We start from the raw sequence: 14,031 nt of genomic DNA, 5'->3' as shown, positions 1-14,031 counted from the left end.
CAATTAGTAAAGGCTGCCCTAACTTAGTGGAGGTTACCCTATATTCGATCTGCCGACACACTTACCCAAGGGGAGTCAGAACACCGATGACCACCGGTTTTGACCACGAACAGGCCGAGCTGGCAAACGGATTCGCACCGTTCCCAGAGGACCGCGCCGAGGTGTACCGCCAGGCCGGGTACTGGCAGGGCAAAGCGCTCGACAGCATCCTGCGCGAGGCCGCGCAGCGTTGGCCGGACAAGCCGGCCGTCGTCGACGCCACCGGTGGCCACACCTTCGCCGAGTTGGACGCACTCGCCGATCGCATCGGCGCGGCACTCGCCGCCCGGGGCATCGCCCCCGGCGACCGCGTCCTGGTACAGCTGCCGAACACGCGCGAATTCGCGGTCGCCGCTTTCGGCTTGCTTCGCGCAGGGGCGGTCCCGGTGTTGTGCCTGCCCGGTCACCGGTCGGCCGAGTTGGGGCACTTCGCCGAGGTCAGCGGAGCCGTCGCACTGGTGATCCCCGACATCATCGCCGGATTCGACCACCGCGAGCTGGCGGCTCAGCTCGTCGCCGAACACCCGCGGTTGCGTCACGTCCTCGTCGACGGCGACCCCGGCAGCTTCCAATCCTGGTCGGCCCTCAAAGATTTCGATGACTCGGGACCGCCGAACGTCACCGTCGACACCAGCGGTCCGGCCGTACTCCTGGTGTCCGGCGGAACGACCGGGCTGCCCAAGCTCATCCCCCGCACCCACGACGACTACCTCTACAACGCCGCGGCGTGCGCACAGGCCTGCGAAATGGTGCACGACGACGTGTATCTGGCGGTACTGCCCGCCGGGCACAACTTTCCGTTCGCCTGCCCCGGCCTGCTCGGCTCCATGACCGTCGGGGCAACGACTGTCTACACCGATGACCCCAGCCCCGAATCCGCCTTCGCTCTGATCAACAGCCACGGCGTCACGGTGACCGGACTCGTCAACGCCCTGGCCAAGCTGTGGACCCAGGCCTGCGACTGGGAACCGATATTGCCGACGTCACTGCGCGTGGTCCAGGTGGGCGGATCACGGATGTCCCCGGAGGAGGCCCGCTTCATCCGTCAGGGGCTGAGCCCGGGACTGCAGCAGATCTTCGGAATGGCCGAGGGGATGCTGAATTTCACCCGGCCCGGCGACCCGGTGGACGTGGTGGAGAACACCCAGGGCCGGCCGATGTCACCGCACGACGAGATGCGGGTGGTCGACGAGGACGGCCATGAGGTTGCGCCCGGACAGGAAGGGGAGCTGCTGGTGCGCGGCCCCTACACACTCAACGGTTATTACCGCGCCGAGGAGGCCAATTCCCGGTCCTTCAGCCCCGACGGGTTCTACCGCACCGGGGACCGGGTCCGGATCTTCACCGACGGGCCGCGCGCGGGCTACGTCGAGGTGACCGGCCGGATCAAGGACGTCATCCACCGTGGCGGCGAGACGGTGTCGGCCACCGACCTCGAGGACCACCTGCTGACTCACCCGGCGGTGTACGCGGCTGCCGCCGTGGCGCTTCCCGACGACTACCTCGGCGAAAAGATCTGCGCTGCGGTGGTTTTCAAGGGCGCACCGATCACCCTGATCCAGCTCAACGAGTTCCTGGACCAACGCGGGGCATCGGTTCACGCCCGGCCCGACGTGCTGGTCCCGATGTCGACGCTGCCCACCACGGCGGTGGGCAAGGTCGACAAGAAGAAGCTCGTGACGTCGCTGCCCCTCGGCTGAAAATGTCTCGCGCCTGGCGCCGCCATGGACGACACTGCCCGACATGACCAGCGAGGTGGTATTCATCGGCGGGCGATCCGGGACCGGCAAGACCAGCACCAGCTTTGAGATGCACGCCCGGTTGAGCGTCGCGGGCGTCTCTCACTGTCTGATCGACGGCGACTTCCTCGACATGGCTTACCCCGCCCCGTGGGAACACAAGCTCGCCGAACAAAACCTCGCAGCGATGTGGGCAAATTACCGCGCACTGGGCTATCGCCGGTTGATCTACACCAATACCGCCTGCGTGCTACCAGACGTCGTCGAACACCTCACCACCGCGATGGGCGACAAACCCACCGTCCTCACCATCCTGCTCACCTGCACCGATACCACAGCCCGAAAACGTCTCAGCCAGCGCGAAATCGGCTCGACACTCGATCAACACCTCGCGTCCAGTTCCCACATGGACGACCGCCTGCGGGCCGGCGCCGCGGCCACAACACACCAGATCCCCACGGACGGTCGCACCGTCTCCGATATCGCCGCGGAAATCATCAGCCTGACAGGCTGGGCGCCCACCGCTACGCCTTGACCTCACAGCCCATCCCAGCCTCCAGCAGCTCGATGATCCTGGCCGTCACGGCGGCTGCGGTGGGATGCTCCCACAACAGGGTCGGCGGCAGCGACAGCCCGGTCTGCTTCTCCAGCTGGCGGCGCAGCCGCACCGTCATGATCGAGTCGACGCCCAATTCCACCAGTGGCAGGTCGACGTTCACGTCGGACTCCGCGAGCCCCAATTGACTTGCCACCGCGGTCAACACATGGGCCGCCACCTGATCGGGATCGAACTCCCCCGTGCTCGACGAGGGCGGCTCCGATGCGTCGTCGGGTTCTTCCTCGGGTGCGACATCCGCAAGGATCGGCACCGCGGCGGCCGCGGGAAGGACCGGTAGCACCACGACGTTGGCCGCATCCTCACGCATCGCCAGGTCGAGCGCGCCCATCGCGTCGTCGGCGCCGACGGTGCCCATGCCGAGTGCATCGAGTTGAGCCGCCACGAACTCCGATGCCGAGCCCATCCCCAGCCCACGCCACGCCGTCCAGGCGACGGCGGTGGTCCGGTCGCCCAGACTGCGCCGGTGCCGGGCCATTCCGTCCAGGAACGAGTTGGCGCAGCCATAGGCGCCCTGCCCCGGGAAACCGGCCAGGTAGCCACATGACGAGAACAGCACCATCCAGTCGAGCTGCTCGGGCGGGAACACCTCGTGCAGCACGAGTGTCCCCTGCACCTTCGGATGCATGGCGGCGGCGAACTGGTCGGATGTCGTGTTCATCAGCAGCGCACCGGCTTCCACGCCGGCGGCGTGGATGACACCGCGCACCGGCGGCAGCGGGCGCAACACGTCCCGCAGGGCGTCGGCCGATCCGGGCGCACCGACGTCGACCGCGGCGACGGTGACCGACACCCCACGATCCTCGAGTGCGGTCACCGCACGGACCGCCGCCGACTGCTCGCCGGCCGACCAGGCCGAACGGTCGCCCAGGCCCGAGCGGGACAGAAGCACGAGACGGCGGGCACCGAGATCGGCCAAACGCTGAGCCATCCGCAGACCGAGCACGCCGGTGCCGCCGGTGATCAGATAGGTGCCTCCCGGTGCGCACCGCATCGGGCTCGCCTGCACCGTCGCGGCCGAACCCGAACCCGAAGCGGAGAGGCGGGCGGCCAACGCCAACCCGTCGCGAACCACCAGCACACCATGTCCGGCCAGCGACCCCAGCGCGTCGAGTGGCAGGCGTCCGTCGGCCACGTCGACGATACCGCCCCACAACTGCGGGTGCTCGGCCGCGGCGACCCGGCCCAGACCCCACAGCGGTGCGTGGGTCACGTTGGCGCCCTCATGGACGCCGACGGTGAGCGCCCACAGCCGCGCCGACAGACCCAGGCGCTGTTGCAGGGCCAACGTCCCGGTCACCAGGTCGACGGCAGCCCCGGGTGAGTCATCGTCGCGCGGCAACACCAGCACGACCGGGGCATCGCCGAGTTCGCTTGGTAATGAGCCGAATTCGATACTCGACTCCAGTTCGGCGGGGTCTTCCACCGCCAGGTAGGGCACGGCGGCCGCGGTCAGGTCGTTGACCGCGGTTTCCAGCCGGTCGACATCTCCGCCGACCAGCACCACCCCACTGGGCGACCGCCCGCCGCGGGCCGACACCGGATGCCACGACACCTGGTGCACGATCCGGCGGACGTCGGTAGCCGACGCAGCGCGCCCCGGATTCTCCAACTCCTCGAAGACCATCCCACCGATCGACAACAGCACCGACCCGGACTCGTCGGTGATCGCCACGTCGGTGGTGGTGGTACCGGGCCTGCGCCGCACCGACAGCATTGCGGTCGCCGGCGGCGCGCCAAGTACGTGCACCCGTTCGATCCGGGCAGGCATCCGCAGCCGCGGCGGGCCGTCGAAGCTCGTCGAGGCGGCCGAGGTGGCCGCGTCCATCAGCGAGGCCCAGGTGCTGGGCTGCGCGCCGTCGGATCCGGAGCTCACCCGGGCCAGCAGTTCGCCTTCACCGCGGCGCAAATCCTTGATGTCCCAACCGAATCCCATGGCGGCAACCCCGAGTTCGGCCAGGGAGTCGATCACATGCCGCGCCGGCAGGGCCTCGGTGCAGCGCGCACGGGCCGCAGCCAGGTCGATGGCCGGTGCGCCACCGTCGTCCGCACCGTCATCGAGGGCGACCACCGCACTGCTGTGCGTCAGCCACCCGCCGCCCTGGTCCTCGGTGGCATCCGCCAACCGCGAGGCCAGGGTCAGCTCGCGGTCGGCCAGCACCACCTGAAGATCGCGGGCGCGGGCCGGGGCCACGGGCGTGCGCAGCCGGATGTCCGTCAGCCCGGCGCCACCACCGGCCGCCGCCAGGAAGGTATTCAGCAGTACTGCGGCAGGCACGATTTCGGTGCCCTGTACCGGGTGGTCGCCGGGGTAGGGCCGATTGTCGAAGTCCAGCCGGGTCTGCCACATCCGGGTGGCGACGGTTCCTGCCACGTCGGTGCGGCCACCCAGCAATGTGTGGCCGGTGGTGTCGTGCACCGCCCGCCCGCCGGGTGCGGCGGACGGCACCCGCCAGAAGTGCCGGTGTTGCCATTGGGTGACCGGGAGGTCGGCGGCCCACGGATCAGTCTCGGCGACACCATGTTCGACATCGGCGCCGTGGCAGTACAGCGAGGCGACCGCGGTCGTGACGGCCGTCGACTCGGGCGCGTCACGACGCAGCAGCGGGATGACGGCGTGGTCGTCGACGCCCAGGTGCAGCAGCGTCTCGACGATCGAGTGCGACACCACGGGATGGGCGGACACCTCAAGGAACAGCCGGTGTCCGTCCTCTGCCGCCGCCGTGACGGCCTCGGCGAACCGGACCTGCCCGCGCAGGTTGCGCACCCAGTAGTCGGCGTCCCTCGACGCAGTGGAGCGGGGATCGGGCAAAGCCGTGGTGTAGAGCGGGATCACCGCATCCCGGGCCGGATCGAGCCCGGCGACGTTCTCGGCCAGGGCGCCGGTCAGATCGTCCATCGCAGGACTGTGGAATGCCACGTCGGTATTCACCCGGCGCACCACGATGCCCTGCTCACCCCAGGACTGGCAGACCTCCTCGACGGCGTCGGTGAGACCCGAGATGACACAGGATTCCGCCGATGCGCTGATGGCCGCCACCACATCGGTGCGGCCGGTCAGCCGCTGCGCGGCCTCGGCGAACGGCAGACGCACCAAAGCCATGGCACCGCAACCCATCACGGATCGGAAGCCGCGGGCCCGGTAGCAGGCCACGGCGGCGCCCTGACGCAACTCGAACACCCCGGAGACCACGCAGGCCGCCACCTCGCCGACCGAGTGCCCGATCACCGCGGCCGGACGCACTCCCCGCTGCTCCAGTACCGCGGCCAGTCCGACCTGCATCGCGAAGGTGAGCGCCTGGATCCGGTCGGTGCCGCCGAGCTCTCCCGTGCTCAACGCCTCGCGCGCGGAGAACCCGAGCTCGCGCCCGAATACCTCGTCGACTTCGTCGATGACACGGGCGAAAGTTGGTTCGGCCGTGAGCAACTCACGGCCCATTCCGGCCCAGTGCGAACCGTGCCCGGAGAACACCCACACCGCGTCGGCGACCTGACCGCCCGGAAGTTCGCCGGTGACCACCCCGGCGCCGGAATCCCCGCGGGACAGTGCGTCGAGGCCGGCGATCAGTTCATGCCGATGTTCGGCGACGACCGCGGCCCGGACCGGTTCGTGCGTACGCCGGGTCCACAATGTGGCGGCCACCGGTGCCAGGTCCTGATGGCCTGCCCGCAGATGATCGGCCAGCGCTTCGGCCTGGCGCGCCAGCCGCTGCGGAGAGCGCGCCGAGATCGGGATGATCACCGGACCGGACGCGTGCCGCGTCATGTTCTGTTGTGCCGGAGCCTCTTCGAGCAGGACATGCGCAATGGTACCGCCGTAGCCGTAACTGCACACCGCGGCCCGGCGCGGGGTATCGGTGCGTGCCCAGGGTTCGACCTCGATGGGCACCCGAAGCCCGCTGTTGGCCCAGTCCACCGCGCCGGTGAGTTGCCGCAGCCCGGCGGTGGGCGGGATCGCCTCATGATGCAGGGCCAGGACCGTTTTGATCAGTCCCATCACGCCGGCGCCGCCCTCCAGGTGGCCGATGTTGGGTTTGACCGACCCGACGCGGCACCGGTCCGCCTCGACCCGCCCGACGCCGTACACCTCGGCAAGAGCCCCCACCTCGGTGGGATCGCCTGTGGGAGTGCCGGTTCCGTGTGCCTCGATATAGCCGACACCGGCCGGGTCGACGCCTGACATCGCGCAGGCGCGGCGGAACATGTCCGCCTGCGCGGCGCCGTTGGGCGACATGATGCCCACCGTGCGCCCGTCCTGAGCCGTGGCACCACCACGCACCACGGCCAGGATTCGGTCACCGTCGCGTTCGGCGTCCGCAAGTCGTTTGAGCACCACCACGCCGGCGCCCTCACCCCGCCCGTAACCGTCCGCGGCGGCATCGAAGGTCTTGCACCTGCCGTCGGGGGCCGTGGCCCCGGCCTCGTCGAGGACCCGGGTCAGGCCCGGGCCGATCAGCGCGCTGACCCCGCCGGCCAGGGCCAGCGACGTCTCGCCGGCACGCAGCATCTGGCAGGCCTGGTGCACCGCGACCAACGAGGCCGCGCATGCGGCGTCCAACGCCACGCTCGGACCACGGAGATCGAGCAGATGCGAGACCCGGTTGGCGATGCCGCACAGCGAGGTCCCGATGCCGGTCCACGCGTCGATCCCGGGCAGGTCTTCCATGATCAATTTGCCGTAGTCGTCGGAGTTGACGCCCATCAGCACCGCGGTGTCGCTGCCGGCCAGCGCCCTCGGCGACACCCCGGCGTGTTCGAGTGCCTCCCAGCTGACCTCGAGCGCCAGCCGCTGCTGGGGGTCCATCACCTCGGCCTCACGCGGTGATACTCCGAAGAACTCGGCGTCGAAGCCGGCCAGATCATCGAGGAAGGTGCCCAGTCGGGTGACCTCGCGCAGCACCGCGGCATTGCGCGGATCACGCCGCAGGTAAGGCTCCCAGCGTTCTTTGGGCACCTCGGTCACGTGGCTGCGCCCCTCGACCAGGAAGTTCCAGAACTCCGCCGGTGTCGCAACATTGCCCGCGACGCGGCAGCCGACGCCGATCACGGCGATCGGTTCCGGAGGCTTGCCGCCGGCGTAGCACCTGGGTGAATGCCGCCCGTCGTGTGTCACGCTCATCCTCAGCGAGCACCCCCGCGGGCAAACCAAGAGTGGCTAGCCTTGCCTAAGTTTTGGAGCGACATGCGCACCATGCTCGCATAACGATGCAAGGCATTGGGACGTCCGCGCGCCTCGCCGGTCCCGGGTGAGCAAGGTCACCCACGGTGCCGCCACACCCGCCCGATGGCTATCCGAGCAGAGTGCGCACCACTCCATCGGCGAGCAGCCTCCCGCGATCGGTGAGAATCAGCCGATCGCCGTGAACTGCCACCAACTCACCGGCGAGCACCTCGGGAACCCGGGAACGCTCATCCTCGGTGAGGTCGGCCAGTGCCAGGCCATGCCGCAACCTCAGCCGCAGCATCACGTCCTCCAGATGCCGGTCGGTCTCGTCGAGCTCCTCAGAATCGGCGATGGGCAATCGCTCATCGGTCAACGCTTGCGCATAAGCATTGGGATGCTTGACATTCCACCACCGGGTGGCACCCAGGAAGCCGTGCGCCCCCGGTCCGGCGCCCCACCACTCGCCACCGTCCCAATAGCCGAGGTTGTGCCGGCACTCCCCACCCTCGCGGCTCCAGTTGGACACCTCGTACCAGTGCAGACCGGCCGCCGCCAGCCGTGCGTCGAGCAGTTCATAGCGCTGCGCGAGCACGTCGTCGTCGGGGCGGGCGATCTCGCCCCGGCGCACCCGGCGGGCCAGCGCAGTGCCGTCCTCGACGATCAACGAGTACGCGGACACGTGGTCCACACCGGCACCCACCGCGACGTCGATCGACCGTCGCAGATCGTCGTCGGTCTCCCCCGGCGTGCCGTAGATCAGGTCGATGTTGACGTGCTCGAATCCCGCGGTCCTGGCCTCCAGCGCCGCCGCAGGCGCCCGGCCCGCGGAGTGCTTGCGGTCCAGCACCGCCAGTACCTGCGGCGCGGCCGACTGCATGCCCAGAGACACCCGGGTGAAGCCGGCCTCACGCAGCGTCGCGAACATTTCCGGGGATGTGGACTCCGGGTTGGCCTCGGTGGTCACCTCGGCGTCGACGGCCAGTTCGAAGTTGTCGCGGACCGCGCCCAGCACCGCGGCGAGGCCGGCACCACCGAGCAACGAGGGGGTGCCACCGCCCACGAACACCGTCTGCACCGGCACGGAACCGACCGTTGCTGCGGCCAACCGAAGCTCGACGCGCAACGCAGCCAGCCAGCCGGCCGGGGTTGCACCCCCGGGCGGGCCGGGCACGTCGGCAGAATCCAATTCGGCCGGCGTATAGGTGTTGAAGTCGCAGTATCCGCACCGAGTCGCGCAAAACGGCACGTGAATGTAGATGCCGAACGGCCGCTCCCGGTCCGACGAAGCCGGCGGTAGGTGGGCCGACTCGGCATGAACCGTCATCCCCCCAGTGTGACTCGGCGGCGGCGGACAGGACCACCCGGATTCCAGCTGGCGGGGTCGAGAAATGGATGACAGCACCAACGACACCGCCGGCGATCCGGGCCACCGTGGGTACCACGAAGTTCCATCGCCCACCCGAGGAGAGCCATGCACACCGGACAACGCCTGTGCCAGGAGCAGCGACGACTTTTGCTCACCCTGAGCGCAAATATGGCCCGGTTAGGGCAGGTGGCGACAATCGTGGCAGAATGTCGGGCGTGACTGCCGCCCACAACAGCTCCACCCGCATTGCGCTGGTGGCTCGTCGGCATGTCGATTTCAAGCGCGTATGTAGCTGTTGCTGTCTGCCTTGATCCCGCGTTGATTTCGGAACCCGCCCGCCCAAAACATTCAGCTGGCCGCCGGATCTGCGCCGCCGGACAGCCCACCCGGTGATCAGCGCATTCCAGCGGCCGGTTCCATAAGAGGAGCCAAAGCCATGACCGAGGTTCAAGCCACACCGCGCCCAGCGAAGACTCGTGATGAGGGCCAGTGGGCGCTGGGTAGCCGCGACCCACTGAACCCCAACGAGGTGTTCAAACAAGAGGACGACGCCCTCAACGTGCGGGCCCGCATCCTCGACGTCTACTCGAAGCAGGGCTTCGACAGCATCGACAAGACCGACCTGCGCGGCCGGATGCGCTGGATGGGCCTGTACACCCAGCGTGAGCAGGGCTACGACGGCACCTTCACCGGTGACGACAATGCCGACCTGCTGGAGGCTCCGTATTTCATGATGCGGGTGCGCTCCGACGGCGGCGCGCTGACAGCGAAGTCGCTGCGCACCCTGGGCGAGATCTCGATCGAGTTCGCCCGCGACACCGCCGATATCACCGATCGGGAGAACATCCAGTACCACTGGATCCGCATCGAGGACGTTCCGGAGATCTGGCGCCGGCTGGAAGAGGTCGGACTGCAGACCACCGAGGCGTGCGGCGACTGCCCCCGCGTTGTCCTGGGTTCACCGCTGGCCGGTGAGTCCCTCGACGAGGTGCTCGACCCGTCTCCCGCGCTCGAGGAGATCGTCCGCCGCTACATCGGCAACCCGCTGCTTTCGAACCTGCCGCGCAAGTTCAAAACCGCGATCTCCGGCCTGCAGGATGTTGCGCACGAGATCAACGATGTGGCGTTCATCGGCGTCAACCACCCCGAGCACGGCCCCGGCCTGGATGTCTGGGTCGGCGGTGGCCTGTCGACCAACCCGATGCTGGCCCAGCGACTGGGCGTCTGGGTGCCGCTGGACGAGGTGCCCGACGTCTGGGAGGGCGTCACCTCGATCTTCCGTGACTACGGCTACCGCCGGCTGCGCAGCAAGGCCCGGCTGAAGTTCCTGGTCAAGGACTGGGGCGTAGAGAAGTTCAGGGAGGTTCTCGAGACCGAGTACCTCAAGCGCAAGCTGATCGATGGCCCTGCGCCCGAGCAGGTGCCCCACAACATCGACCACGTCGGCGTGCAGAAGCTCAAGAACGGCCTCAACGCCGTAGGTGTCGCACCGATCGCGGGCCGGGTGTCCGGCACCATCCTGACCAAGGTCGCCGATCTGGCCGAGGCCGCCGGCTCCGATCGGATCCGGTTGACCCCCTACCAGAAGCTGATCGTGCTCGACGTCCCCGACGACAAACTGGCCGAACTGCGCGCCGGCCTGGATGAGCTGGGGCTGTCCTCGACCCCGTCGCGCTGGCGGCAGAACGTGATGGCCTGCACCGGTATCGAGTACTGCAAGCTGTCCTTCGCCGAGACCCGGGTCCGGGCGCAGAGCCTGGTGCCCGATCTGGAGGAGCGCCTCGCCGACCTGAACTCGACGCTGGACGTGCCGGTGACCGTCAACCTCAACGGCTGCCCGAACTCGTGCGCCCGCATCCAGATCGCCGACATCGGCTTCAAGGGGCAGATGATCGACGACGGCAACGGACCCGAGGAAGGTTTCCAGGTGCATCTGGGCGGCAGCCTCGGCCTGGACAGCGGCTTCGGACGCAAGCTGCGCCAGCACAAGGTGTCGTCCAGCGAACTCGGCGACTACGTCGAGCGGCTCGTTCGCAACTTCGTGAAACAACGCGAGGACGGCGAGCGTTTCGCCCAGTGGGCCGTTCGTGCCGACGAGGCTGATTTGCGATGAGTGCAGAGGTGAGTGGGTTGACTGAGACCGAGCTGAAGGAACTGGCCGAGCAGGGCGCGGCCGAGCTGGCCGACGCCGGCGCCGAGGAGCTGTTGCGCTGGACCGACAAGCACTTCGGTGGCAACTACGTGGTGGCCTCGAACATGCAGGATGCGGTGCTGGTCGAGATGGCGGCCAAGGTGCGCCCGGGCGTCGACGTGCTGTTCCTGGACACCGGATACCACTTCGCCGAGACCATCGGCACGCGTGACGCCGTGGAGCAGGTGTACGGCGTGAACGTGGTCAACGTCCGCCCGGAGAACACGGTTGCCCAGCAGGATGACCTGCATGGCAAGGATCTGTTCGCCCGCGACGCCGCCTCGTGCTGCCGGATGCGCAAGGTCGAGCCGCTGGGCAAGGCACTGGCGGGCTACACCGCCTGGGTCACCGGTATCCGCCGCGTGGAGGCGCCGACCCGCGCCAACGCCCCGCTGATCAGCTGGGACAGTGCTTTCGGCCTGGTGAAGATCAACCCGATCGCGGCCTGGTCCGACGACGAGATGCAGGCCTACATCGAGGCCAACGACATCCTGGTCAATCCTCTGGTCCACGAGGGCTATCCGTCGATCGGATGCGCACCGTGCACGAGCAAGCCGGCGGAGGGCGCCGATCCGCGCAGCGGCCGGTGGGCCGGTCAGACCAAGACGGAGTGCGGGCTGCACGCCTCGTGAGGAAGCCGTGACACTCGTTCTCACCGCACACGGCAGCGCGGACCCGCGTTCGTCGGCGAACGCGCACGCCATCGGCGGACATCTGCGCCGCCTACTGCCGGACACCGAGGTACGGGTCGCGTTCTGCGAACAGAACGCGCCCAACCTCACCGAGGTGCTGCCCGATGTCGAACCGGGCGCCGTGGTGGTGCCACTGCTGCTGGGCAGCGCCTATCACGCCCGGGTCGACATTCCCGAGCTGATCGCCAACTCCGGCGCCGAGGTGACGCAGGCCGATGTGCTCGGCGACGACCCCCGGCTGCTGCAGGTGGTGCGGGAGCGGCTGACGTCGGTGGGTGTGTCCCGGTTCGACGCCGACCTCGGCGTGATCCTGGTCGGGGTGGGCTCGTCCCACCCGGCCGCCAATGCGCGTACCGCCGCCCTGGCCGGTGCGTTGGCCGAGGGCACCCGCTGGGCCGGTACCCAGGTGGCGTTCGCCACAGGGCAGACGCCGGCCCTGCCCGAGGCCGCCGATAGCTTGCGCCGACGCGGCGCCCGCCGCCTGGTGATCGCCCCCTGGTTCCTGGCGCACGGTCGCATCACGGACCGGGTTGCCGAATTCGCCTGCGCCGCAGGCATTCCGATGGCCGAACCACTCGGGCCGCACCGCTTGGTGGCGGCCACGGTGCTGGACCGTTACGAAGAGGCGCTGGCCGCACGCAGCACCGGCTTCGCCGCCTGACCCCGCCATTCTCAGCGCAGTCACGCCCCCGGACACCACCCCGGGGGCGTCTTTGTCGGCTTGACTCCTATACCCCAAGGGGTATATTCGAACTTGTTGGTATACCCCCCTAGGTATGCAGACCGCTCACCGAGGAGTCGAACAATGAAGTTCATCCAGTACTACCTGGACTGCCTGTCGCACGCGTCGTACCTGATCGGCGATGAGTCATCCGGGCGCGCCGTGGTCGTCGACCCGCAGCGCGACGTCTCTGAGTATGTCGCCGATGCCGAGAAGCTCGGCATGCAGATCACCCTCGTGATCGAGACCCACTTCCACGCCGACTTCCTGTCCGGCCACCTCGAGCTGGCCGAAGCCACCGGCGCCAAGATCGTGTACTCGTCAGTCGCCAAGCCGGAGTTCGATCACATGGGGGTCGAAGACGGCCAACGCATTTCACTGGGCGAGGTGGTCCTGGAATTCCGCCACACCCCGGGCCACACCCCCGAGTCGATGAGCATCGTGGTCTACGAGCACGCCGACGACGCAGTGCCCTACGGTGTCCTGACCGGCGACACCCTGTTCATCGGCGATGTCGGCCGGCCCGACCTGCTGGCCTCGATCGGATTCACCCGAGACGAGCTGGCAGACAAGCTCTACCACTCGTTGCACGAGAAGCTGTTGCCGCTGCCCGATGCCACCCGGGTCTTCCCGGCACACGGAGCGGGTTCGGCCTGTGGCAAGAACCTGTCCACCGAGCTGTCGTCCACCATGGGTGAGCAGAAGCAGACCAACTACGCGCTGCGCGCACCCGACAAGGAGTCCTTCGTCGAGTTGGTCACCGCCGGCCAGCCGCCCGCCCCGGGCTACTTCGTGTACGACGCGATCCTCAACCGCAAGGACCGCGCGCTGCTGGACGAGGAGGCCACGCCAGAGGCACTGGACTACGACCGGGCCACCGACGCCGTCGCAAACGGAGCCATGTTGATCGACGGCCGCAGCCCCGAGGACTTCGCGCTGGGCCATTTGCGCAACGCAATCAACATCGGACTCGCCGGGCGCTACGCCGAATTCGCCGGCTCGGTGGTCAAACCCGACGCCGACATCGTGCTGGTCACCGACCCGGGCGAAGAACGTGAAGGCAAAAACCGGCTGGCCCGCATCGGATTCGACCGTGTGCTGGGTTACATCGACAACCCGGAGCGGACGATGTTCGAGCACCAGGACGATGTGACGGTCGCCTCACGGTTGACCGCCACCGCCTTCGGCGAGCGCGCTGCCACGGTCGCGGATCTGCAGATCGTCGACGTGCGCAATCCCGGCGAGACCGAGGCGGGCATGATCCCGGGCGCGGTCAACATTCCGGTGGGCCAGCTGCCGGACCGGACCGGCGAATTGGATCCCGCCCGCCCGACCGTGGTCTACTGCGCCGGCGGCTACCGCTCATCGGTGGCGGCCAGCCTGCTGCGCCGGCGCGGTTTCGCCGATGTCAGCGACATCCTCGGTGGCTACGGCGCCTGGGCGGAAAGCACCCAAACCGCCTGAGCCAACATCCCGCCCAATCTGGATGCAGTACAACCCGTT

At 68.4% G+C, this 14,031-nt stretch carries 9 protein-coding genes; 7 read left to right on the top strand and 2 right to left on the bottom strand.

The annotated features are described in order from the left end of the window. Window positions 1–86: 86 nt before the first annotated feature. Window positions 87–1,739 (top strand): (2,3-dihydroxybenzoyl)adenylate synthase, encoded by a 1,653-nt coding sequence (locus ACWEFV_RS25045; protein WP_450072157.1) that lies wholly within the window; start codon window positions 87–89, stop codon window positions 1,737–1,739. A gap of 43 nt (window positions 1,740–1,782) precedes the next feature. Further along, window positions 1,783–2,313, top strand: coding sequence for an ATPase (locus ACWEFV_RS25040; protein WP_450072156.1), 531 nt, complete (start codon window positions 1,783–1,785; stop codon window positions 2,311–2,313). On the opposite strand, the gene ACWEFV_RS25035 is transcribed toward ACWEFV_RS25040, so the two are convergent. Both ACWEFV_RS25035 and hemW read right to left on the bottom strand, forming a co-directional pair. Next, on the bottom strand, window positions 2,303–7,513 hold the full coding sequence (locus ACWEFV_RS25035; RefSeq protein ID WP_450072155.1) for a type I polyketide synthase: 5,211 nt from the start codon (window positions 7,511–7,513) through the stop codon (window positions 2,303–2,305). The two genes, ACWEFV_RS25040 and ACWEFV_RS25035, sit on opposite strands and share 11 nt — an antisense overlap. Window positions 7,514–7,682: 169 nt before the next feature. Further along, the gene (gene hemW, locus ACWEFV_RS25030) at window positions 7,683–8,882 is read right to left on the bottom strand and encodes a radical SAM family heme chaperone HemW (RefSeq protein WP_450072154.1); all 1,200 of its coding nucleotides are present in this window, start codon (window positions 8,880–8,882) and stop codon (window positions 7,683–7,685) included. 68 nt (window positions 8,883–8,950) lie between these two features. Between hemW and ACWEFV_RS25025 the strand changes: the two genes are divergently transcribed. The 5 genes from ACWEFV_RS25025 (at window position 8,951) to ACWEFV_RS25005 (ending at window position 13,992) form a co-directional block, all read left to right on the top strand. Continuing rightward, on the top strand, window positions 8,951–9,235 hold the full coding sequence (locus ACWEFV_RS25025; protein ID WP_450072153.1) for an Ms4527A family Cys-rich leader peptide: 285 nt from the start codon (window positions 8,951–8,953) through the stop codon (window positions 9,233–9,235). Window positions 9,236–9,360: 125 nt separating this feature from the next. Then, a complete protein-coding gene (locus tag ACWEFV_RS25020) occupies window positions 9,361–11,037 on the top strand; it encodes a nitrite/sulfite reductase (protein ID WP_135456204.1) in 1,677 nt (558 codons plus the stop codon). After that, entirely contained in the window at window positions 11,034–11,747 is a 714-nt protein-coding gene (locus ACWEFV_RS25015; protein ID WP_450072152.1) for a phosphoadenylyl-sulfate reductase, read from the top strand. Before ACWEFV_RS25020 ends, ACWEFV_RS25015 begins: the two co-directional genes overlap by 4 nt. Window positions 11,748–11,754: 7 nt before the next feature. Continuing rightward, window positions 11,755–12,468, top strand: coding sequence for a sirohydrochlorin chelatase (locus ACWEFV_RS25010; RefSeq protein ID WP_450072151.1), 714 nt, complete (start codon window positions 11,755–11,757; stop codon window positions 12,466–12,468). Window positions 12,469–12,612: 144 nt separating this feature from the next. Further along, entirely contained in the window at window positions 12,613–13,992 is a 1,380-nt protein-coding gene (locus tag ACWEFV_RS25005; RefSeq protein WP_450072150.1) for an MBL fold metallo-hydrolase, read from the top strand. Window positions 13,993–14,031 lie beyond the last annotated feature (39 nt).

This window comes from Mycobacterium sp. NPDC004974 (genome assembly GCF_053600815.1).
This window is presented reverse-complemented; position numbering and strand designations above follow the sequence as displayed.